At 69.0% G+C, this 21,283-nt stretch carries 19 protein-coding genes; 12 read left to right on the top strand and 7 right to left on the bottom strand.

Going from position 1 to position 21,283, the window contains the following annotated elements; translation table 11 throughout:
• Window positions 1-17: 17 nt before the first annotated feature.
• On the bottom strand, window positions 18-1,139 hold the full coding sequence (locus GKO32_RS16520; protein ID WP_154757762.1) for an FAD-dependent oxidoreductase: 1,122 nt from the start codon (window positions 1,137-1,139) through the stop codon (window positions 18-20).
• Window positions 1,140-1,226: 87 nt separating this feature from the next.
• Between GKO32_RS16520 and GKO32_RS16515 the strand changes: the two genes are divergently transcribed.
• Window positions 1,227-1,895 carry a TetR/AcrR family transcriptional regulator gene (locus GKO32_RS16515; RefSeq protein ID WP_154757761.1) on the top strand — a complete coding sequence of 223 codons (669 nt, stop codon included), beginning with the start codon at window positions 1,227-1,229 and terminating at the stop codon, window positions 1,893-1,895.
• A 4-nt stretch (window positions 1,896-1,899) separates the two neighbouring features.
• Here the strand turns inward: GKO32_RS16515 and GKO32_RS16510 are convergent, their stop codons facing one another.
• On the bottom strand, window positions 1,900-3,177 hold the full coding sequence (locus tag GKO32_RS16510; protein WP_312868004.1) for a TetR/AcrR family transcriptional regulator: 1,278 nt from the start codon (window positions 3,175-3,177) through the stop codon (window positions 1,900-1,902).
• Between the two features lie 295 nt (window positions 3,178-3,472).
• Here GKO32_RS16510 and GKO32_RS16505 point away from each other — a divergent pair, with 295 nt between their 5' ends.
• The 10 genes from GKO32_RS16505 (at window position 3,473) to GKO32_RS16460 (ending at window position 16,649) form a co-directional block, all read left to right on the top strand.
• On the top strand, window positions 3,473-4,450 hold the full coding sequence (locus tag GKO32_RS16505) for an ABC transporter permease (protein ID WP_166459600.1): 978 nt from the start codon (window positions 3,473-3,475) through the stop codon (window positions 4,448-4,450).
• Window positions 4,451-4,492: 42 nt separating this feature from the next.
• On the top strand, window positions 4,493-5,737 hold the full coding sequence (locus GKO32_RS16500; RefSeq protein WP_154757758.1) for a substrate-binding domain-containing protein: 1,245 nt from the start codon (window positions 4,493-4,495) through the stop codon (window positions 5,735-5,737).
• Between the two features lie 12 nt (window positions 5,738-5,749).
• Complete coding sequence (locus GKO32_RS16495; protein ID WP_154757757.1) at window positions 5,750-8,386, top strand: ATP-binding cassette domain-containing protein; 2,637 nt, start codon at window positions 5,750-5,752, stop codon at window positions 8,384-8,386.
• A 121-nt stretch (window positions 8,387-8,507) separates the two neighbouring features.
• Entirely contained in the window at window positions 8,508-9,329 is an 822-nt protein-coding gene (locus GKO32_RS16490) for an enoyl-CoA hydratase-related protein (protein WP_246243883.1), read from the top strand.
• Window positions 9,330-9,367: 38 nt separating this feature from the next.
• Window positions 9,368-10,186, top strand: a complete 819-nt coding sequence (locus tag GKO32_RS16485) for an SDR family NAD(P)-dependent oxidoreductase (protein WP_154757756.1) — start codon at window positions 9,368-9,370, stop codon at window positions 10,184-10,186.
• A 27-nt stretch (window positions 10,187-10,213) separates the two neighbouring features.
• Complete coding sequence (locus tag GKO32_RS16480) at window positions 10,214-12,247, top strand: hydantoinase/oxoprolinase family protein (protein WP_154757755.1); 2,034 nt, start codon at window positions 10,214-10,216, stop codon at window positions 12,245-12,247.
• Entirely contained in the window at window positions 12,247-14,106 is a 1,860-nt protein-coding gene (locus GKO32_RS16475; protein WP_154757754.1) for a hydantoinase B/oxoprolinase family protein, read from the top strand. Before GKO32_RS16480 ends, GKO32_RS16475 begins: the two co-directional genes overlap by 1 nt.
• 23 nt (window positions 14,107-14,129) lie before the next feature.
• Window positions 14,130-14,333 (top strand): hypothetical protein, encoded by a 204-nt coding sequence (locus tag GKO32_RS16470; protein ID WP_154757753.1) that lies wholly within the window; start codon window positions 14,130-14,132, stop codon window positions 14,331-14,333.
• Entirely contained in the window at window positions 14,333-15,979 is a 1,647-nt protein-coding gene (locus GKO32_RS16465; protein ID WP_154757752.1) for an AMP-binding protein, read from the top strand. The genes GKO32_RS16470 and GKO32_RS16465 overlap by 1 nt, the downstream gene beginning before the upstream one ends.
• An 82-nt stretch (window positions 15,980-16,061) precedes the next feature.
• Entirely contained in the window at window positions 16,062-16,649 is a 588-nt protein-coding gene (locus tag GKO32_RS16460) for a dihydrofolate reductase family protein (RefSeq protein WP_154757751.1), read from the top strand.
• A 24-nt stretch (window positions 16,650-16,673) separates the two neighbouring features.
• Here the strand turns inward: GKO32_RS16460 and GKO32_RS16455 are convergent, their stop codons facing one another.
• Window positions 16,674-17,366: an SDR family NAD(P)-dependent oxidoreductase gene (locus tag GKO32_RS16455; protein ID WP_154757750.1), complete on the bottom strand. Its 693-nt coding sequence runs from the start codon at window positions 17,364-17,366 to the stop codon at window positions 16,674-16,676.
• Window positions 17,367-17,395: 29 nt separating this feature from the next.
• Window positions 17,396-17,719 (bottom strand): putative quinol monooxygenase, encoded by a 324-nt coding sequence (locus GKO32_RS16450; RefSeq protein WP_154757749.1) that lies wholly within the window; start codon window positions 17,717-17,719, stop codon window positions 17,396-17,398.
• A 120-nt stretch (window positions 17,720-17,839) separates the two neighbouring features.
• Here GKO32_RS16450 and GKO32_RS16445 point away from each other — a divergent pair, with 120 nt between their 5' ends.
• Window positions 17,840-18,694, top strand: coding sequence for a helix-turn-helix transcriptional regulator (locus GKO32_RS16445; protein WP_154757748.1), 855 nt, complete (start codon window positions 17,840-17,842; stop codon window positions 18,692-18,694).
• 10 nt (window positions 18,695-18,704) lie between these two features.
• Here the strand turns inward: GKO32_RS16445 and GKO32_RS16440 are convergent, their stop codons facing one another.
• Genes GKO32_RS16440 through GKO32_RS16430 form a run of 3 tightly spaced genes read right to left on the bottom strand, consistent with a single transcriptional unit; the run spans window position 18,705 to window position 21,282 of the window.
• The gene (locus GKO32_RS16440) at window positions 18,705-19,112 is read right to left on the bottom strand and encodes a PaaI family thioesterase (RefSeq protein ID WP_154757747.1); all 408 of its coding nucleotides are present in this window, start codon (window positions 19,110-19,112) and stop codon (window positions 18,705-18,707) included.
• The gene (locus GKO32_RS38025; protein WP_166459599.1) at window positions 19,109-19,594 is read right to left on the bottom strand and encodes a MaoC/PaaZ C-terminal domain-containing protein; all 486 of its coding nucleotides are present in this window, start codon (window positions 19,592-19,594) and stop codon (window positions 19,109-19,111) included. Before GKO32_RS38025 ends, GKO32_RS16440 begins: the two co-directional genes overlap by 4 nt.
• Window positions 19,591-21,282, bottom strand: a complete 1,692-nt coding sequence (locus GKO32_RS16430; protein WP_154757745.1) for an AMP-binding protein — start codon at window positions 21,280-21,282, stop codon at window positions 19,591-19,593. The genes GKO32_RS38025 and GKO32_RS16430 overlap by 4 nt, the downstream gene beginning before the upstream one ends.
• Window position 21,283 lies beyond the last annotated feature (1 nt).

Below are 21,283 nucleotides of genomic sequence, written 5' to 3'. Positions count from 1 at the left end.
TGACAAGTTATCAGTTACTAACTACCAAAGAACTCGATGAGGCTGTGCGGGGCGCGGTCACCGAAGCAGAGCTCCTGGATCTGGTGGGCGTCGACGGCCTCGGCATGGCTGCGGGCGAACATCGCCTTCTCGAAGGCGGTCAGCGCGGTTTCGGTGTCGTCGCGGTGTGCGGCCAGCGCGAGGGCGAGCTCGGCGCCGTCGAGCATGGCCAGGTTGGCGCCTTCACCGGACGGGGGCATCAGGTGGGCGGCGTCGCCGATGAGGGTGGCGCCCGGCGTGCGATCCCAGCTGTGATCATCGGGCAACGTGTGGATCGTCCGCTTGACCGGCGGCGTCTCGCCATCGGTGATGAGGGCGAGTAGCTTGGGGGCCCAGCGCTCGAACTCGGCGGCGATCCGTGCGGTCGCGGCGGTGGGATCGGCGAAGTCGATGTCCTGAAACCACTCCTCGGGCCGCGCCAGCTGGACATAGGTGTGGATCACCCCGTTCGCCTCGCGGTGTGCGGTGATGCCGGCGCCTGGTGTCAGCGCGTACATCGCGCCGGCGCCCACGGCGGCGGCTGTGGCGGGGTGGCGCTCGTCGACGTCGTAGAGGTAGGTCTCCACGACCGTCAATCCGGCATAGACCGGCTTTGCGGTGGAGAGGACGGGGCGGACCTTCGACCAGGCACCATCCGCGCCGACGAGGAGGCCGGTGGTGGTCACGGTGAAGCCGTCGTCGAAGTTCAGCTCGTGGCTGCCATCGCCCAGTGCTGTCACGCCGGAGAGTTTCCGGCCCCATTGCACCGTTCCCTCGGGCAGGGAATCGAGGAGGACACGGCGCAGCTCGCCGCGCAGCACCTCCGGGCGACCTCCGGTGCCGTCATCAGGCTCAGCGAACAGGACCGCGCCACCCGGGTCCAGGATCCGGCTCGCCTCGGCGCCCTCGTGGATGATCGCGCGGAACTCCGCGGTGAGCCCGGCGGCCTCGAGAGCCACCTGCCCGTTGTACTCGTGAATGTCGAGCTGGCCGCCCTGCGTGCGCGCCTCAGCCGATGGCTCCGCTTCGTGGACGGTGGCGGGAATGCCGTGCAGGTGGAGGACCCGGGCGAGGGTCAAGCCGCCCAGTCCGGCTCCGATGATGGTCACTGGCGTCGTCATGACGGGTTCCTTCCGGATCGGCCAAGAGTCTGGCACGGCGTACCAGTCCAGGTTGGTACGCCGTGCCAGTCATGTCAAGATGGGGGCATGACGACGAGCCGATCCTCGGGCACACGATCCGCCGCGCTCACCCGCGATCGCATCGTCGCTGCCGCGATCGAGCTGCTCGACGCCCAGGGCGAGGGCGGACTCACGTTCCGGGCTCTGGCGCTCAAGCTGCGGACCGGTCACGGCGCCATCCAGTGGCATGTCGCGAACAAGCGCGAGCTGCTGGCCGCGGCCACGGTGGCCGCGCTCACCCCGGCTCTGACCTCACCTGCGCCGGGGACACCGCCCCGCGTCGCCATCCAGACCGTCGCCCTCGGCGTCTTCACCGCCATCGACGAACATCCGTGGCTGGGCCCCCAGCTCCACACCGCGCCGTCACAGCCGGCCATGGTCCGGCTGTGGGAGCAGATCGGGCGCGGGGTCGAAGGGCTGGGGGTAGCCGAGAACTCCCTCTTCACCGCCGCATCGACCCTGGTGAGCTACATCATCGGGGTGGCGAGTCAGAACGCGAGCAACGCGCAGTCCGCCGCGCCGGGCGACAAACGCCACGAGATCGTCGGCGCACTCGCCGACCTTTGGGAAAGCCTCGACCCGGCCGAGTACTCATTCCTCCGACGCGCGGCAGGTCAACTACGCGTCCACGACGACCACGCGGAGTTCCTCGCCGGAATCGACATCATTCTGGATGGGCTGACAGCGGGGCGGTGACAACTCACGCGATTCCGAGCGTCGCGTGGACCACCGATTTGAGTTCCTGCTCGAAGTTCGGGCTCGACTGCAACCTGCGGTTCCGCACGCAGTCGTCGATCACCGTTCTGGCGACGTTGACCAGCACGGCGGCTCGCGGCGCTTCCAGGTCCGGACGGGCCTCGACGAGCCACCGCTGCCATTCCGCGAGGTTCTCCGAATACGCCCGGTGCAGGCGCTCGCGCACCTCCGGCGGCAAGAAGAGCCGTTCGGTCAAGGACAACGCGACGAGGTCCGGGAACTCGGTTGCCAGGCCCACATAACCGTCGATCAGGCTGCCGATCACCTTGTCCGATCGGGATTCCCTGGCGAGGGTCCGCACGGTCTCGAGCGCACGCCACTCGCTGAGCCGCGTTGCGGCCGCGGCCAGGATGTCGGCCTTGTTGTCGAAGTACCGATAGAGCGCCGGTCCGACGACGCCGACCTCGCTGCCGATGTCGTCGATGCTGACGCCGGCATACCCATGACGCCGGAAGGCATTCGCCGCCGCCGCGATCAGCTGTTCGCGCCGGGAACCGGGGGTACGTCGAACCTCCGGGACTCGACGTCGGGGCGAGCTTCGCGCAGGCTCGGCCAGAATGACCCGGTGCGCGGCGTCGACCAGCTCGCTCACGAGCTGCGCGCGAGAGATCGTGAAGTCGAAGTACGCCGGGCTGCTGACGATGCTGCCGATGGCCCACACCCGCAACTGGGCCGTGTGGGGGTCCAGGTCGGTTCGCTCGGGAAGGAGCAGCAACGGGATGTACTGGTCCGCGAGCATCTTCGTGCGCTCGCGGAGCAGGGTGAAGTCTTCGCCCTTGAGATGCCGGGCCTCTCGCTGCCACAGCACCGACAACCGCCGGTTGTCCAGGCTGACCTCGGCCAGTGCCGTGAGCCTGTCCTTGACGGGAACTCCGGTGGAGTCCTTCGAGAGCCGTTCGACCACCTCGATGACGGGCCGCTGCTCCCTCAGCACCACATGGGCCAGGAGCGCCTGCTTGTTCTCGTAGTGCCGGTAGATGGCGCGAGGCGTGATCCCCGCGGCCTCCGCGATGTCCTCCATCGTCACGGACTGGTAGCCCCGCTCGGCGAAGAGTTCGCTGGCGATGGTCGCGATCTGGGTTCCCCGATCCCGGGGACGACGTGAAGCCGGAGTACCTCTGGCAGCTGCAGATTTCAAGAAATCCCGCCCAGGACCATCGCGTTCTCCGCGACCCGGTCGGTATCGCGCTTTGCGACCCGATGCTACCAAGCCGCGGGGCACAACCGGAAAAGCGGGGCGGTGACATCCGCCCTCGCGAGCGCCACTCCGCGTTTGGGGGTTTCACGTGAACGCCTCTTCCCTACCGTGGCCCGATTTCCCGGATATTTCCTGCTCGAGGCCACTGTAGCTACTCCGAGTTCGAGTTAGTAGTGCTTGACACGCGGCTGAGCATCGACCTAATCTTCCGAGCCGAGAGACGAGCGAACCTCGTTAGTGATCAAGTACATGTGACCAGGCAAAGGTGCCGAACGTGTCCATGAACCGTGTACAGCGAAACCCATTGCAGGGGACGGCCGTGGCACGTGCCATCCGGCCCACCCCCACGCTTGTCATCACCGGTGCTGTCGTGCTGCTGACGGCTATCTCGCAGCTCGTCGTCACCGATGGCTTCTTCTCGCGGGGGTCACTGTCGACCCTGACTCCCTTGATCGGAATCCTGGTGCTCGTCGCCGTCGGGCAGGCGTTCGTGATCAGCACGGGTGGTATCGACCTCAGCCTGCCCGGGACGATGACGTGGGTCGGCGCGATCGTCCTCGAGCAGCCGAAGGGCGCGGACGGCGGGCTGTTCGGGGCCGTCGTCCTCTGCGCCGGGGTGTGCGTCCTGATCGGCCTCGTGAACGGAATACTGGTCGAGGGTCTGGGACTGAACTCGCTGGTGGTCACACTGGCGGTCGGTCAGCTCGTGCTCGGCTGCACGCAGCTCTACCGCGGTGCCGTTCCCCAGGTGCAGCGGGTGCCGGACAACCTCGCCGCGTGGGCGACCGCCGGCATCGGCGGGGTGAGCGGCATCCTGCTCGCCTCGGTCGCGCTGGCCGTGCTCGCGACGTTCTTCCTGCACCGCGTGGTGGCCGGGCGCCGCCTGGTCGCCGTCAGTACCGCCAAGCGGGCGGCGGTGCTGACGGGGATCCGCGCGTCGCTCTATCGCATGGCCGCGTACGTGGTCGCCGCGCTCGTATACGGCGTCGGCGGCCTGCTGGCCGCCGGGCAGACGGGCACCCCGGACCTGACGCTGGGGGAGCCGTATCTGCTGACCAGTGTGGTCGCGGTGGTGCTCGGCGGAGCCGCGCTGACCGGCGGGCGGGTCAGCCCCATCGCGACCCTGATGGGCGCCGTTTTCGTCACGGTGCTGGATTTCGACCTGCGGGTGCTGGGCCTGTCGGCGGGCGCCCGCCTCATCGTCCAGGGCGCCGTCCTGGCGCTCGGGCTGTCCCTCATCAACGTCGTCCGCCACCGCGCGGAGATCGGCCGCGCGCTGCGCCGCCTCGCCGCCTGACCGTCGGCCCCACTCACAGTTCCTGTATCTCCAGGAGGACGTATGTCGTTCATCGGAAGATCCATCGTGCGGCGGGGTTGGCCCGGCCTGACCGCGGCGGTTCTCGTCGTGCTCGTCGCCGGATGCGGTGCGGTGAAGCCTGGCGGCTCCGCGGCGCCGGTGCCGGCGGGCGCCGGCTCCGCAAGTGAGGTCAGCGTGCCGGAGGACGAGCTGCAGAAGACCGTCGACCAGGCGCTGAGCACGGGCGACATCAAGGCCTCGACACTGCCGCCACTCATGCGGGACGCGTTGGCACGGGCGAGTCGCACCCTCACGCCTGCCCAGATCGACAAGGCGTACGAGTGCTGGAAGGCGACCTCCTGCACCTTGGGCAACGGCCCGCTGACGCTGGGGCAGGCCGATCCGTTCGGTGGCAACACCTGGCGGCAGTTCACGAAGATGAACGTGATCCTGCAGGCGCTGACCCATCCCGAAATCGGGAAGTACATCTACACCGACGCGAACTTGGACCTGGCGACCTACCAGGCCAACCTGCGGACGCTGACCGCGCAGGGCGCCAAGGCGATCATCACCATCAACGAGTTCGGCCCGGCCGCATACACAGCGCTCGCCACGGCCCGACGGCAGGGTGCCGCCGTCTCGACCTACCTGGGCGACATGGAAAACGCCCCGGCCAACGCGTACACGACGCGGGTGCAATACGACCTGTGTGCGACCGGGAAGGCGATGGCGGAGACCGTCCAGAAGGCCGTTGCGGCGAAGGGGCCCATCGCCTACTTCGACGGCCTGGCCGGCAATCCACAGGACGCCAAGGTGAAGGCGTGCGTCGCGGATGCGGGGGTGGACACCGTGTTCAACGAGGCGACCGACTACACGGCAGCGGGGACACAGCGGGCGGCGTCCGCGCTCATCGCCTCGGGCAAACCCGCGAAGGCGATCCTCTACAGCTACGCGAACACCGTGCCGAGCATCGTCAACGCCTACCGGGCGGCCGGGAAGGACGTCCCGGCGATCATCACCACGACAGAGAGCAATGCGGCCGCCTGCCAGCGGGCGGAGAAGCCATACCCGCTGTTCTTCACGAACTCGGCGAACTGGTCCGCGCGGATCGCGGTCGACGCGAGCGTCCGGGCCGCGGGCGGGGAGAAGGTGGCGGATTCCGTCGTATTCCCCCTGCCGTTCTTCGAGGTCACCGACAGCGACTGCGACAAGAGCAAGCCGGCGGAGTACCCGGGTCCCGCGCTGGTGCCCGACGTGCTCACCGACAAGATGCTCGCGGCCAGGTAGGGGAGCGGTGACATGACGAACGAAACGACCCCGCTCCAGGGCACCCGGCCGGGTCCCGCCGCCGCACCGGCAGCGCCTGCGCTGCGCGTGACCGACGTCGGTAAGCGCTACGGCGCGGTCAGGGCGCTGGAGTCGGTGACCCTCGAGCTCGTACCCGGCGAGGTTCATGCCCTGGTCGGAGAGAACGGCTCGGGCAAGTCGACCCTGGTCGGCATCGTCAGCGGCACCGTCATCCCCGACACCGGCGGCGTCGAGATCGCCGGCGCACCCTGCCGGCAGCACACGCCGTGGGAGTCGCAGCGCCATGGTGCGCTGACGGTGTTCCAGGACGGGTCGGTGATTCCCGAACTCTCGGTGGCGCAGAACCTGTTCCTGGGCACGCCGCCGTCGGGGCGGCCGTCGTACCGCCAAGTGGGCGGATGGGCCGCGGAGCGGCTCGCGGCGTTCGGCCTCGGGCACCTGGCGCCCGGGCTTCAGGCCGGCAAGCTCTCGGCCGCCGACCGTCAGCTGTTCGACATCGCTCGCGCGATGATGGCGCGGCCGGCCGTACTGCTGCTGGACGAAGCGACGTCCGCACTCGACGCCGCGGGCGTCGACGTCGCTCTCGATCTGATGCGCGACGCCGCCGCGGACGGCTGCGCGGTCTTGCTGGTCACTCACCGCCTTTCGGAGGTCTTCCGCGTCGCGGACCGGATCTCGGTGCTGCGCGACGGCCGGTATCGCGGCACCTACGAACCCGCCGCGATCGATCAGGCCGCACTGGTGGAACTCATGGCCGGGCGCAGCATCGACATCGAGTTCCCCGCGCGGACCGGGGAGGCCGGCGAGGTCGTATTGGACGCTCGCTCGCTCAGCGGGACCGGGTACGGGCCGATCGACCTGCGGCTGCGCCGCGGCGAGATCGTCGGGATCGCCGGTGCCGCCGGCAACGGCCAACTCCAGCTGCTCGAAGGTCTCGCCGTGGTCGATGGCCCGCACGGCGATCTGTCGGTCGACGGCCGCCCTGTCAGCACGCAGAGCCAGGCCTGGTCCGCCGGCGTCGCCTACCTCTCCTCCGACCGGCGCGGCGCGTCACTGCACCAGAACCTGCCGATCCGCGAGAACCTCGTCCTCGGCGTGCTGGGCAAGCTGTCCCGCGCCGGGGTCGTCACCCGGCGCCGCGAGGACCGGCAGGTGCGGGAGAGCGTCGAGCGATACGGCGTCCGCCTCGGCTCGCCGGAGGATCCGATGACGTCGCTGTCGGGCGGGAACCAGCAGAAGGTCGCCATCGCGAAGGTGCTCGAGACCCGGCCGCGCGTGCTGCTGTGCGACGAGCCGACCCAGGGCGTCGACGTCCGCTCGCGCCTGGACATCTACCGGATGCTGCGCCGCGGCGCCGAGGACGGGCTCGCGGTGGTGGTCGTCTCGTCCGACGCGGCGGAGCTGGCCGGTCTCTGCGACCGGGTGATCGTCCTTTCCCGGGGCCGGATCGTCGCCGAGTTCGACGGCGAGCAGTCCTCCGAAACCCGGATCGTGCACGCGTTCACCGGCCACGCGACCGGGCCCGGCCTCGCCACGGCGCCCGGGCAGAAGCCGCCCGTGCCCGCCCTGCGCAGGGCACGGCTGCGCGCGGCGCTCGGCCGGCACCCGGATGCGACGCGGCTCGGGCTACTGGCGCTCGCCCTGGTCTTCCTCGGCGCCTATGTGCAGAGCCAGGAGAGCAGTTTTCTCACCGCGGCCGGGGTTTACAACGTGCTCCTGCTGGCGGCGCCGCTGGCCGCGATCGCGGCGGCCCAGTTTGTGGTCATGTACATCGGCGGGATCGACATCTCGGTCGGCGGCACGATGAGCGCGACCGTCTGCGTGCTGTCTTTCTGGGTGCAGAGCGCGTCGGCGGTGGCGCTGCCCCTCGCTCTGGCGGTCGGGATCGGCACGGGCGCACTGGCCGGAATCGGCAACTCGATGCTGATCGAGCGACTGCGGGTGCCGTCGGTGATCGCGACGATCGCGACATTGGGGCTCCTGCAGGGGATCGGTCTCGCGCTGCGGCCGACACCCGACGGCGTCATCGACCCCGGGTTGACCGAGTTGCTCACGGCGCCGGTCTGGGTCTTCCCCCTGCCGCTCGTGGTGCTGTGCGTGTTGTTCGTGGTCGCGGACCGGCTGCTGCGCTCGACCGGCGCAGGCCTGCGCCTGCGTGCGGTCGGGCTCGACGCCCGGTTCGCCTACCGGCTCGGGGTGCGTGCGCCGCGGTTGCGCCGGCTCAGCTACGTGCTGTGCGGGGTGCTCGCCGGTCTGGCCGGGGTGATCCTCGCGGGGCAGGTCGGAGTCGGTGACCCGACGGTCGGCGACCCGTATGTGCTGCTCGCGGTCGCCGCGCCGATCGTGGGTGGGGCGAGCCTGCTCGGTGGCCGGGGCACCTTCGCCGGCTGTGCCCTCGGCTCGGTCCTGCTTGCGCTCGGCTTGACGCTGCCGACCACGCTCGGGCTCGGCGAGGGCTGGAACGTCATTCTCACGGGCGGGCTCACGGTGCTCGCACTCGCGCTCTACAGCCACGGTATCCGGGCGAGGGCCGGCCGGCGTGCGCGCCGCAAAATCCGTCAGATCGAGTTAGTGTCCATTGACAAAACTGACGCAGCCGCCATAAAATCCAAGAGCGGAAGGCAATAATTCCCGCCAACGATCTGGCTCGTCATGAGCATTTATGGACATTCACGCCATGTGGACAGGAGTACATCCAGATGAGAGAGGCCATTTCCCGGCCGTCGCCCGTCGAAGGCACCGCAGGCACATGCGCCGGGCGGTCGCGATGACGGTGGACGCCGCAGCCTCCGATCCCCGGCAGTTCCGGCATCTCACGATCGACGATCGGGGAGCCATCGCGGTCGTGTCCTTCGACCGGTCGCCGGTGAACGCCGTGGACACCGATATGTGCCACGAGATCCGCGCCCTGTTCAGCCGCTTGGACGAGTACCTGCCGCGGGTCCGTGTCCTGGTCCTCCGCGGTGAGGGAAAGCATTTCTGCGCGGGGCACGACTTCAAGGAGTTCGCGAGCCTCACTCCGCAGAACTCGCCCGGCCGGCAGAAGCTCGTCCGGGAGACCTTCGCGGCCGTATACGACTGTCCGGTGCCGGTGATCGCGGCGGTGCATGGCGTCGCGATGGGCACCGGGGTCGCGCTCGCCGCCTGCTGCGACACCATCATCTGCGGGGAAAGCGCGCGCCTGGGGGTGCCCGAGGTCGGAGTCGGTGTCATGGGAGGCGCGCGGCATATGCGGCGCCTGGTTCCCGAACACGTCATGCGGACGCTGTACTTCACGGCCGGCTCCGCTCCCGCGGCGGATCTCCTTCCGTACGGCGGAATTCACGCGGTGGTGCCGGACGAGCAGCTGATGGACACGGCTCTCGCGCTCGCCGAGCGGATGGCGATCCACAGCAGGGCCGCGCTCCGCCACGCCAAGGAATCGTTGAACACGATCGAGTTCATGGACCTCAAGAGTGGATACGAGGCCGAGCAACGGGTCACCACCCGGCTCTCGGCGCACCCCGATTCACAGGAGGCTCGCAACGCGGTGTTCGAACGACGAACCCCCGAGTATTCACACTCGGCCTGACCGCGATCACAATCCCTATTCGACCGAAGGGCAGTCCCATGACGGTAGCGTCGACGGCTCATCCCAATCACAACCCTGCCCCGGTCACCATCGAGGCCCGGCGGCTCGACGGCAAGACGATCTTCATCACCGGTGCCTCGTCCGGCATCGGTGCGGCCGCCGCGCGGCGCTTCGTCGCGGAGGGCGCCGACGTGGTGGTGGGCGCTCGCCGCATCGATCGGCTCGAGTCGCTCGTCGACGAGCTGACCTCCGAAGGAGGCAACGCGCTCGCGGTCCACCTCGACGTCACCGACGAGGCCTCGGTCGCCAAGGCGGTGCAGGACACCGTCGAACGGTTCGGCCGCCTGGACGGTGCCGTCAACAACGCCGCCCTCTCGGGTGCCGGGGCACCGATCGTCGACACCGACAGCGACTACGTCCGTCAGGTCTTCGACGTGAACCTGATGGGCGTCTACTTCAGCCTGAAGTACGAAATCCCCGCGATGCTGGCGACCGGTGGCGGCTCGATCGTGAACGTGAGTTCGGTCGGCGGCATCATCGGAATGCCGAACATCTCGGAGTACATCGCCTCGAAATGGGGCGTCATCGGCATGACGAAGAGCGTCGCCCTCGAATACGGTGGCGCCGGGGTGCGGGTCAACGCGATCGCGCCGGGCAGCACCAAGACGGACATGTACGACGCCTGGCTGCCCACCCCGGAGGCGCAGGCCAAGGTCGCCGCCTACTCGCCGATGAACCAGATCGCCCTTCCCGACGACATGGCCAGGGTCGCCCTTTTCCTGCTCTCCGAGGAGAGCCGGTGGACCAACGGCACGGTGATCGCCGCCGACGGTGGCCAGCATGTCGGTTGTTTCTGAGCACTGACGGACCGAGAGGAGACAGCGTTGACTCTGCGAATCGGTATCGACACCGGAGGTACCTTCACCGACCTGGTGGTGGCGGACGGGGAGCGGGTGTACGCCGCCGTCAAGTCACTCACCACCCACGGCGACCTGCCGAGCGGGACGCTGAAAGCGCTCGACAAGGCGGGCGTCGCCGGCGGGGAGGTGGAGCGCATCGTCCACGGCACGACCGTCGCGTTGAACGCCATCCTGACCCGCCGGGGCGCCGAGGTCGGGCTCGTCACCACGATGGGCTATCGCGACCTGCTCGACATGGGGCGCGGGTGGCGGCCGTGGGAAGACGCTCTCATCGACCCGCGCTGGCGGCGCCCGCACGAGCTGCGGCCGATCATCGAACGGCACCGGCGGCGCACCGTGCCGGAGCGGGTCCGGGCGGACGGCGGGACCGTCGTCGCGCTCGATGAGGCCCACCTGCTGGCGGAGGTCGAGAAGCTGGTGGCGGACGGGTGCGAGAGCATCGCGATCTGCTTCCTGCACTCCTACAAGCATCCGGGTCACGAGCAGCGCGCGGCGGAACTCGTGCGCGAGCGCTTCCCACAGCTGAGTGTCAGCACGTCGGCGGATGTCGCGCCGTTCCCCCGCGAGTACAGCCGCTTCTGTACTTGTGTGTTGAACGCCTACGCCCAGCCGCTGATGGACACCTACACGTCCGATTTGGAGGAGCGGCTCCAGCGGTCCGGGTACTCCGCGCCACTGATGTTCATGACGAACGACGGGGGTCTGATCGGGCCCGAGCAGGCGACCGCGCGCCCTGTCACGACGCTCAACAGCGGGCCGGTCGGCGGGGTCATGGGCGCCGAGATGTATGCACGCCGCCTGGGCATTCCGAACCTCGTCGGCTTCGACATGGGCGGCACGAGCACCGACGTGGCGGTGGTCGCGGACGGGCGGGCATCGGCGGAGCGAGAACTCGTGCTCGAGCACGACGTGATCGCCGGGATCCCGGTGCTGGAGATCCACAGCATCGGCGCCGGTGGCGGCAGCATCGCCTCGCTCGACGCCGCGGGCGGCCTCAACGTGGGGCCCGAGAGTGCCGGAAGCAACCCGGGACCCGCCTGCTACGGACGTGGTGGCACGCTGCCGACCGTCACCGACGCGTTCCTGCTGCTGGGAATGCTGGATCCGAAGGTTGCTCTCGGTGGCGAGATCCCACCCGACGTCGACGCGGCCGAGCAGGCCTACGCCGGGCTCGGCGACCAGCTCGGTGCCGCACCGGGCGACCTGGCCAAGGCCGTCACCGAGGTGGCGATCCACAACATGGCCGAGGCCGTGCGCCAGCTCACCGTGTACCGCGGCGCCGACCCTCGTGACTTCGGGCTCCTCGCCTATGGCGCGGCCGGACCGCTGGTGGCGACGCAGGTCGCGCGGAGCCTGCAGATGCCGCGCGTCGTCATCCCGGCCCTCGCCGGCGTGTTCTCGGCCTTCGGTCTCCTCGGCGCGAAGGTCTTCGAGGAAGACGTAACACCGGTCATGGCTGTCGCCACCGAGGAACTCGCGGCGGAGGTGTTCGCCCGGCTGCGGCAGACCGGCGCGCGACTCGCCGAGGCGTCCGGGCACCCCGATATCCACCTCGAATTCCGCCTCGACGGGATGTACGCCGGGCAGCGCTCGGAGCTCGAGGCGCTGGTGAACCCGGCTCACGAGCAGCCGCTCGGGCACCTGCGGGAGGTCTTCGGCGAGGCGCACCGGAGGCAGTTCGGCTACACCCTGCCGGCCGACGTCTACATCTCGACCGTGCGCGTCCGGGCGGTGGAGCCGGCCGCCCGGGAGGTTCTTCCCCCCGAGCTGGAGGCACGGGAGGAGGGGCGGCCCCGAAGCGCCCGCGACATCGTCATCGGCGGAGAACGCCATGAGGGAGTGCCCGTCTACGAGGCGGCCGCGCTGGCGCCGGGCCAGCGGATCACCGGACCGGCGGTCGTCGAGGCCGCGAGCTACAGCGCCGTCATCGGCGACGGTGACGTGGCCGAGATCAATTCGGTCGGCGACATCCTGATCGACATTCGGGAGGCTGTCTAATGTCTGTTCAGCAGAAGAACACGAGCTCGACCTCCGCGCTCAGCGCGCAGGAAGTACAAACCCGTTACGGGATCGACCTGACCGCGGCCGAGGTTCTGCGGCACGCGTTGCGCTACATCGCGTTGCAGATGCAGCAGAAAGTCAACGCCGCGGCGCTGAGCCCCCTGCTCAGCGAGATGAACGACTTCGGGATCGGGCTGCTCGGCCCGCGTGACGAGGCACGCGACCTGGATTTCGACGCGATCGCCATGTCCACGGGCGCGCCGGCGCATTTCGTCATCAACCAGTACTACGCGCGGATGGCGATCGAGCACTGGGGTGTCGAGAACTTCGAACCGGGCGACATCGTGATCTACAACGATCCGTACCACGGCGGCAGCCACGTCAACGACATCGGCGCGGTGATGCCGATCTTCCACGACGGCCGGTTGCTGGGCTTCGCGGCCAGCATCACGCACTGGCTCGACATCGGGGGCCCGATCCCCACGGGATTCGGCCCGGGGCTTCAGCGTGACGTGTTCGCCGAGGGCATCCGGCTTTCTCCGCGGCTGCTCTACCAGCGTGGCGAGCTGGTCCGGGAAACCATCGAGCTGTTCACCGTGCAGACGCGCATCGCGGAGATGAGCTCGAACGACCTGCAGGTGATCAAGGCCGCACTCCAGGTCGGGGTGGACATGGTGGGCCACTACGTCGACCGCTACGGCGTCGACGCGTACCTCGGGGCGGTCGAGTACACCCTCGACTATTCGGAGCGGGCCGTGCGGCAGGCATTGCTCGAGATCCCCGACGGCACCTACGAAGCCGAGGACCATCTCGACAACGACTCCGAGGGCGAGCCGATGCTGCTCCGGTGCACGGTCCGCAAGTCCGGTTCCGATATCGAGATCGACTTCTCGGGTTCGGCGCGCGAGGACTGGAACGGCTATGCGTGCCAATGGTCGGACACGGTCTCGGCCGCACACCTGGGACTGCAGAGCATGTTCCTCGACTCGGTGCCCCCGAACGCCGGCGCCTATCGCCCGGTGCACGTCGTCACGCCACCCGGGTCCTGCTTCCACGCGCTCCCCCCGATGTCGACCAACTCCGGGCACCTGTTCTTCCTCGTCAAGAGCACCACTCTGGTGAAGATGGCGATCTCGAAGGCGGACCCGAAGTTCGCCGTCGGCGAGAACTACGACGACATCTGCATCATCAGCTTCTCCGGCACCGACAACCGGCCCAAGAATCCCACGCCATTCGTCTTCATCCGGTTCCCGCTGGGCCCCTTCGGTGGCAGCGCGCTGGGAGACGGCTGCTCGTACATGCCGATCGAGGAAGGCAACGCCGTCGAGACCTCGATCGAGTTCGAGGAAGAGGCGTTTCCCCTGTTGTTCCTCGAACGGGAGTTCGTGACCGACACCGCCGGTCCCGGCAAGCACCGCGGCGGGCCGGCGACGCGGGTCCTGCTCGCCCCGCTCGTCGATACCGAGAGCACCTACCAGCTGGAGCAGTGCCGGTTCCCGACCAAGGGAGAGTTCGGCGGTGGTGGCGGCAGCATGGCCGGCATCCTGCTCCACAAGGGCGGCCTCGCGCGGTGGTCGAACCTCGAGGAGCTCGCCGACCCCGAGGTGGTCGCCGGATTCGTGAACCCCGACGACGGCTCCCCCGCCGATCCGGGCGACGAGCGCGCGCAGTTCCGCATCAGCAAGCTCGCCGGCGTCCATTTCGCCGCCGGTGATGTCGTCACGTTCCAGGTCGCCGGCGCGGGCGGCTACGGCGACTCGCGCGAGCGCGACCCCGAGGCCGTGCTGCGCGACGTCCGCAACGAGATCGTCTCCGCCGCGGCAGCCGAACGGGTCTACGGCGTCCACTTCGGGTGACCGACCAAGAAGGGAGAAGCATCATGTTCCCCAAGCCCACCGAGCCGACCGTCGACGAGCCTTTGACGCCGGCCGGCACCGGCTGCCCCGCGTGTGGTGCAGCCACCGTCTTCACCTACCGGCTCGTCGACTACCGCGGCTGGCTCCGCGTGACGAAGTGCCGCACCTGCCTGCACGTCGTCGACCGGCACCGGATCACGCCCCCGGCCCAGGCCGGAGTCGGCTGATGGCCGTGACGCTGACCCCCGCCCCGGAGTACGCCGAGCGCTACCGGCGCGCCGGTTTCTGGAGCGAGGAGCTGATCGACGGGTTCGTCTCCGCCAGGGCCGCGCACCCGGTGACCGCCGCTCGCCCGGCGATCGTCGACGGGGCCCGCACGTTCACCTTCGGGGAGGTCGAGAAGCACGTGCGCGCCATCGCCGGCGCGCTGCACGAGCTGGGCGTCCGCAAGGGCGACGTCGTGTCCTGGCAACTGCCGAACTGGTGGGAGGCCGTTGTCCTGCACCACGGGATCCTGCGCTGCGGGGCGGTCAGCAACCCCGTCATCCCGATCTACCGGCGGCGTGAGGTCGAGTTCATCCTGCGGCAGGCGGAGACGAAAGTCTTCGTGCACCCGGCGCGGTTCCGCGGATTCGACTACCGGCAGATGGTGGCCGAGATGGCACCGCAGCTGCCCGCGTTGACGCACACCGTCGTCGTGCGGGACGAGGCACCATCCGGCCGCGCCTTCGAGGAGCTGTTGCGTGCCGGCCCCGCGCCCGATATCGATCGGGCGGCGACCGATCCGGCGGTGCTGATGTACACCTCCGGCACCACCTCGGCCCCGAAGGGCGTCATCCACCCACATGCGACGCTGGTACGCGAGAACCACGGATGCATCGAGAGCTGGGGGCTCACCGGCACGGACCGGATCTTCATGCCGTCGCCCCTGACGCACGTCACGGGCCTGCTCTACGGCGTGCAACTACCGTCGATGCTGGGCAGCCTGCTCGTGCTGCAGGACGTCTGGGAACCGACCGAGGCGCTGAGACTGATCGAGCGTCATCGCTGTTCCTTCACCGCGGCTGCCACACCGTTCGTCCACGGGCTGGTTCGTTCCGAGGAGCTTGCGCAGCGCGACGTCTCGTCCCTTCGATGGGTCGGTGTCGGTGGGGGAGATGTGCCGCCAGGGCTGGTCCGGGAGGCTGAAGCCCGCCTCGGCGCCACCATCGCCCGCGGCTACGGATCGACCGAGTACCCGACCGCGACCCAGGCCTGGGTCGACGACCCGCTCGACTGGCGCGCCGAGACCGATGGGCGCCCGATGGAGGGGACCGAGCTGAAGATCGTCGACGATGCGGGAGCCGAGTTGCCCCCCGGCGAGCGCGGCGAGCTTCTCGTGCGGGGGCCGGAAAGGTTCACCGGTTACCTGGTGCCGCCACCGGGCGAGGAGGTCTTCGACGCCGACGGCTGGTTCGCCACCGGCGACCTGGCCAGGCTGGACGCGCGCGGCCGGCTGACCATCGAAGGGCGCAGGAAGGACATCGTCCTGCGCGGCGGTGAGAACATCAGCGTCAAGGAGGTCGAAGACCACCTCTACACCCATCCGAAGATCGCCGAGGTCGCCATCGTCGCCATGCCGGACCCGATCATGATCGAGCGGGCCTGCGCGTTCGTCGTCACCGCCGGAGACGAACCGCCGACGCTGTCGGAGCTGACCGGCTACCTCCTGGACCACGGTTTCGCGATCCAGAAGGTCCCGGAGCGGCTCGAGCACATGGCGGAGCTGCCCAAGAACCTGGCCGGGAAGGTCCAGAAGTTCAAGTTGCGGGAACGCATCGAGGCCCTGCTCGCGGCCGAGACCACGGAAGCGAAGCTGGAAAGTCTGGGATGACGGCTCCCTGATCGCGCACCGATGAGTTTGCCGCGCTGCGCCGGTCTGTACGTCTGATTTCGACTGACGGAAAGGCCGGCGCATGCGGAAACTGATCTACGGCATGAACGTGACCCTGGACGGCTACATCGCCGCGCCGGGCGACCCGAGCCACACCTCGGGATCCGGTGACATCGGCTGGAGCGTGCCGAGCGACGAGCTGTTCCAGTGGTGGCTCGACCAGGAGCGGGCGAGCGGCCTGACGCTGTATGGGCGCAAGCTGTGGGAGACGATGAGTTCCTACTGGCCGACCGGCGACCAGCAGCCGGGTGCCACTCCGGCGGAGATCGAGTTCGCGCGGAACTGGCGGGACACGCCGAAGGTGGTGTTCTCCTCGACGATCGACAAGGTCGACTGGAACACGCGTCTGGTCACCGGCGACGCGGTCGCCGAGATCACCCGGCTCAAAGCCGAGGACGGCGCACCGATGAGCATCGGCGGCGCGACGTTCGCCGCGGTGGCCATGCGGGCCGGGTTGATCGACGAGTACGCGCTCGCCACCTGTCCGGTCCTGGTGGGCGGCGGCACGCCGTTCTTCACCACGCTGGACAGCTGGGTGAACCTGAATCTGGTGGAGACGCGGACGTTCCCCCACGGCGTGGTCCTGACCAGGTACGAGACGAGGCGCTGAGCGCGGCCGGTAACACCGCCGGAATCACCAGGGCAGGATGCCGTTCCGGTCGGTGACCGTACCGGTCGGGGTGTCCGGTCCGAGGGTCGCGACACGTACGATCGCGTCGGCGCCTTCCTCGACGCTGTGTCCGAGGTTGCCGGTGAAGTCCGTCGCGGTCTGGCCGGGGTCGACGGCGTTGAACCGGATGTCGTGGATGGTCCTGGCGTACTGCATCGTGATCATCGTGACCGCGGTTTTGGAGGAGCCGTAGGCGGCGAGCGGGTACTGCGACTCGACGCGCTCCGGGTCGTGGATCAGCGTGAAGGATCCGACGCCGCTGGTGACGTTGATGACCGATGGCGCCGCGGCCGCGCGCAGAAGCGGCAGGAAGGCGCGGGTGACCCGGACGACGCCGAACACGTTGGTCTCGTACACCGTACGGAACGCCTCGACCGGCGTCTCCTCGGGAGTCGCGACCTCGCCCAGTATCCCGGCATTGTTGATGAGGACGTCCAGGTGGCCGGCCTCGTCGCGAAGGATCTTCGCAGCCATCGTGACCGACGCTTCGTCGGTCACGTCGAGCTGCACGAACGAGGCGCCGAGTTTCGCTGCGGCAAGACGACCGCGTTCCGGGTCGCGGGCACCGATCCAGACAGTGTGCCCGGCTTCGATGAGGCGGCGTGCCGTCTCGTAGCCGATACCTTTGTTGCCGCCGGTGATGAGTGTGTTCGTCAACGTTCTTCCTTCAGATAGTGAACAGAGGCTTACTGGGCGGGCCGGAACGGTTGCAGCAGCCGGATTCCGTCCTCGATCGACCCTTCGATCAGTTCGAGCATCTGCGGAACCAGCTCTCGCATCCGGGGGGCACCGAGGTGGGCGTCGAGGTATTCGCGGTTCTCCCACCGTTCGTAGATGACGAAGGTGCCGGGCCGGCCGTCGACTTCGTGGGCCTCGTAGTCGATGTTGCCGGCGTCGTTGCGGGACGGGGTCACGGCCGCGGTGATGAAGGCCTTGAGTTCGGCCTCCTTGCCCGGTTTCGCCTTGGCCTCCCAAAGGACGGTCACGTATCCGTTCGGGGTCGCGGTCATGGGGAATTCCTCTCGGTCGAGTGGTTCCAGCTTGCCCGGCGGCCCGGTGGTCCAACCAGAGATAGACAGTGCTACCCAACGTCCGGGCCGTGGTGGGCGGTCCGGGGCATAATGGTGGTGATGTCTTCCGATGTTCATTCCCTCGGTGGTTTGCTCAGTATCTGGCGCGAACGCCTCCTTCCGGCCGATGTCGGCCTGGAGTCGTCCGGCCGTCGCCGCACGAAGGGGTTGCGCCGTGAGGAGCTCGCACAACTCGCCGGCGTCAGTGTCGACTACGTGATGCGGCTGGAACAGGGCCGCTCGCGCACTCCGTCGGCGCAGATCGTCGCGTCGCTCGCGCGGGCGCTCCAGCTGGACCGCACCGAGACCGCGCTGCTTTACCGGGCCGCGGGCCTGACACCGCCGAGAACCGGGACGGTCTCCCACCACATCCCGCCCGGGGTGCAGCGGATGATCACCCGCATGTCCGACCTGCCCCTCGCGGCGTTCGCGGCCGACTGGACCCTGCTCACCTCGACCTCTCTCTGGCAAGCGCTGTTCCAAGCGCCGTCGGTGATACACGATCCCGAGCAGAACCTGATCGTGCAGACGTTCATCGACGAGAGCATCGCCCGCATCGCAACACCCCGAGGGGGGCCTGACGCGTTTGAACGAGCGCTCGTGGCGGACCTTCGCTGTTCAGCCGCGGAACTCAGTGGCGACAGTCGCTTCCGGGCGTTCATCGCGGATGTCCGGGCACGCAGTCCGCGCTTCGCCGAGCTCTGGGAGGAGGGCCGCGCGGCCGTGCACCAGACCATCGTCAAGACCATCCACCACCCGGTTGTCGGGGACGTGACACTCGACTGCGATGTCGTCACCGTCCCGGACTCGGACGTCAAACTCGTGGTCTATACCACTACTGAAAGCGGGCCCGACGCCGAGAAGCTCGAGTTCCTCCGGGTCGGTGCGATAGGCGCGTCCATGACGAGGTCTTGACCGAGCCGGGTCATCGTGGATTGCGGAACACCGCGCTCGCGGTCAGGACGGTCCGCCCTTCGCTGTGGAGCCGGGCGGACACGAACGTCACCGTCCGCGTCGACTGGTCCACCGTCGCTTCCCCGAACAGGAGCTCACCACCACGTGCGGGCGCCAGCATCGAGCACGACAGCTGCAGCGTCACGGGATGGCGGCCGGGATCCACGCCGAGGAACGATTCGACGGTGGCGCCCAGTGTGATGTCGAGGACGGTCATCAGCAAGCCACCGTGTGCGGTGCCGTTGGGATTGAGATGATGCGGCGCCAACGACACGCACACCTCCGTCCGGTCCGCGCCGCGCCGCCACAGCAGGCCGCCGACGTGGCCGAGGAACGTGCCTTCCTGGCCGAGCGGGACGAAGCCTTCGGGAACGTTCATGCTTCCTCCACCAGGACGATCCAGTTCGCCGCCAGCGCGGGCCGGGCACCGGCGCGGCGTTCGAGCAGACAGTCGAGACCGAGCCGGGTGGCCGGGCCCGGCCCCGGCTCGACCGCGTTCAGCGTAAGGCGCAAGCGGAACTCGTCGCCCGGGAAAACCGGTGCCGTGAAACGGATCCGCTCCAGCCCGTAGTTCGTCCACCGGGTGGCGCCGGCGATGGTGTAGCACTGGTTCGCCAGCGCGGTGACCGTGGCGAGCACCAGGAATCCGTGTGCGAGAAGGCCTCCCAGGCCGGCCTCGTCGCGGGCCCGCGCCGGGTCCGTGTGGATCCAGTGGCGGTCGTGCGTGAGTTCGGCGAAGCCGAGCACGTCGTCCTGGTCGAGCGACGCCCAGCCGCTGATCCCGATCTCGCTGCCGAGGTGGGCATGCAGGTCGGCGGCGCTGCCGACGTCGAGTGTTCTGGCCGGGTTCCCGATTTTCACGATTCTGCCTTCTGCCGGTCGTACATCCGCTCGACGAGCGATCGCCGCCGCGCCAGGACGGCACCGCGCACGAGCTGTCCCTTGCTTCCCACCTCGTCGCCCTCGGGCTCCAGCAATGCGCCGTCGAGGATCCTGGTGCTGGGCTTGGTGTTCTCCCGGTTGTACGCGTCCAGCAACAGTCGCAGATCGTCCTCGCCGAACGGCTCGGCGGCCCAGACCAGCACACAAGGTGCGGACCGGTCGGCGCCGGTGACGACGATGTCGCGCAATCGGCCTCCGCCGCGGGCCAGCAGGCTCGTGCGGATACCGCCGGCATCCACCCAGGTTCCGTTGGCCAGCTTGAAATCGTCGGCGATCCGCCCGGCGAAGCGCAGCCCGCGATCGGGGTGCTCGGGATCGACGAGTTCGCCCGCGTCACCGGAGCGATACCAGCCGTCGTCGGTGAACGCGGCCCGGCTGGGTCCGGGCTGCCGCCAGTACCCTTCGGCGACACAGGGTCCGCGGACGAGGAGTTCGTACTTGCCCGCGACGGGCCGCAGTCCGATCTCGACACCCGGCAGCGGGGTCCCGATGCAGTCCGGTGCCACCCCGTGTGCGTGCACCATGGTGGCGCCAGGGCCGACCTCGGTCGAGCCCCATCCGGTCACGATGGGGACCGGGCGCCCGCGCACCGTCGCCGACAGTTCGGACAGCCGCCGGAACACCGTCGGGTGCATGGCCGCGCCGGCGCTGAACATGACGTCGAGGCGGCCGAAGAACGCCTCGCGGAAGGCCGGATCGGCTTCGAGTGCGGGCAGGAGCGCCGCAAACCCCGCCGGCACCGCGCCGTGGAAGGTGGGCCGGTGGCGGCGCAGGTTCCGGATCGTGAGGTCGAGCCTTTCCGGCCTGCCCGCGGCCTCGTCGATGTGCAGGGTTCCCCCTTGGGACAGCACGAGGTTGACGTTGGCGTTGCCGCCGAAGGCGTGGTTCCACGGCAGCCAGTCGACCAGGACGGGGCGATGCCCGGTCAGGAACGGCCAGACGTCGAGTGTCATCTGGACGTTCGTCGTCATCATCGACTGGCTGTAGGCCACGGGTTTCGGCCGGCCGGTCGAACCGGAGGTGAGCAGGATCTTCGCCGGGGCCGCGGCGTCGATGGCGTCAGGCACCGGACCGCGGTCGTGGCTCGCTTGCCGCAGCTCACGGACAGCCGCTCGCCCCACGAGGACGCGAGTGTGCCCGGGCAGGGCCTCAGCCAGCACCGCGGCCTGTGCGGATTCGGCGGCCCAGACCAGTGCGGGTTCGAGCAGGGCCAGCAGATCACGCAGCTTGGCACGGTCGGCCGACGCCCCGGCGTATTGCGGTGCGACCGGCACGGCGACGGCACCGGCCAGCATCGTGGCCAGCGACATGGTCAGGTGCGCCACGGAATTCGGGCCCAGCACGACCACCCGGTCACCCTTGCGCAGTCCACTGTGGACCAATGCGGCGGCGGCCCGCTGGACATCCTGCCACGCCTCGGCGTAGGACCAGGCCGTCCTGCCCGCGTCGGTGGCCGTCGTGAGGAGTGCCGCGCCGGGCGTTTCGGTGGCGAATCGGCGCAACCAGTGCAGGATGGTCGGCGCCGGCCTGCCCGCCGGAATGCGCGATCGCAGCACGACCAAGCCATCCGGTTCCCGGCGGTAATCGACCGCGGGTGTGGCGAACATG

The sequence above is a fragment of the Amycolatopsis pithecellobii genome (assembly GCF_009707865.1).
Classification (GTDB): domain Bacteria; phylum Actinomycetota; class Actinomycetes; order Mycobacteriales; family Pseudonocardiaceae; genus Amycolatopsis_E; species Amycolatopsis_E pithecellobii.
The sequence above is the reverse complement of the archived record's forward strand: the minus strand, read 5'-3'. Positions and strand labels throughout refer to the sequence as shown.

Excerpts from the sequence above, each read along its gene's own strand:
- GKO32_RS16470 (WP_154757753.1), top strand. The coding sequence starts at position 14,130 with ATGTTCCCCAAGCCCACCGAGCCGACCGTCGACGAGCCTTTGACGCCG.
- GKO32_RS16500 (WP_154757758.1), top strand. The coding sequence starts at position 4,493 with ATGTCGTTCATCGGAAGATCCATCGTGCGGCGGGGTTGGCCCGGCCTG.
- GKO32_RS16475 (WP_154757754.1), top strand. The coding sequence starts at position 12,247 with ATGTCTGTTCAGCAGAAGAACACGAGCTCGACCTCCGCGCTCAGCGCG.
- GKO32_RS16465 (WP_154757752.1), top strand. The coding sequence starts at position 14,333 with ATGGCCGTGACGCTGACCCCCGCCCCGGAGTACGCCGAGCGCTACCGG.
- GKO32_RS16450 (WP_154757749.1), bottom strand. The coding sequence starts at position 17,719 with ATGACCGCGACCCCGAACGGATACGTGACCGTCCTTTGGGAGGCCAAG.
- GKO32_RS16485 (WP_154757756.1), top strand. The coding sequence starts at position 9,368 with ATGACGGTAGCGTCGACGGCTCATCCCAATCACAACCCTGCCCCGGTC.
- GKO32_RS16515 (WP_154757761.1), top strand. The coding sequence starts at position 1,227 with ATGACGACGAGCCGATCCTCGGGCACACGATCCGCCGCGCTCACCCGC.
- GKO32_RS16490 (WP_246243883.1), top strand. The coding sequence starts at position 8,508 with ATGCGCCGGGCGGTCGCGATGACGGTGGACGCCGCAGCCTCCGATCCC.
- GKO32_RS16440 (WP_154757747.1), bottom strand. The coding sequence starts at position 19,112 with ATGAACGTTCCCGAAGGCTTCGTCCCGCTCGGCCAGGAAGGCACGTTC.
- GKO32_RS16495 (WP_154757757.1), top strand. The coding sequence starts at position 5,750 with ATGACGAACGAAACGACCCCGCTCCAGGGCACCCGGCCGGGTCCCGCC.
- GKO32_RS16460 (WP_154757751.1), top strand. The coding sequence starts at position 16,062 with ATGCGGAAACTGATCTACGGCATGAACGTGACCCTGGACGGCTACATC.
- GKO32_RS16520 (WP_154757762.1), bottom strand. The coding sequence starts at position 1,139 with ATGACGACGCCAGTGACCATCATCGGAGCCGGACTGGGCGGCTTGACC.
- GKO32_RS16445 (WP_154757748.1), top strand. The coding sequence starts at position 17,840 with ATGTCTTCCGATGTTCATTCCCTCGGTGGTTTGCTCAGTATCTGGCGC.
- GKO32_RS16430 (WP_154757745.1), bottom strand. The coding sequence starts at position 21,282 with ATGTTCGCCACACCCGCGGTCGATTACCGCCGGGAACCGGATGGCTTG.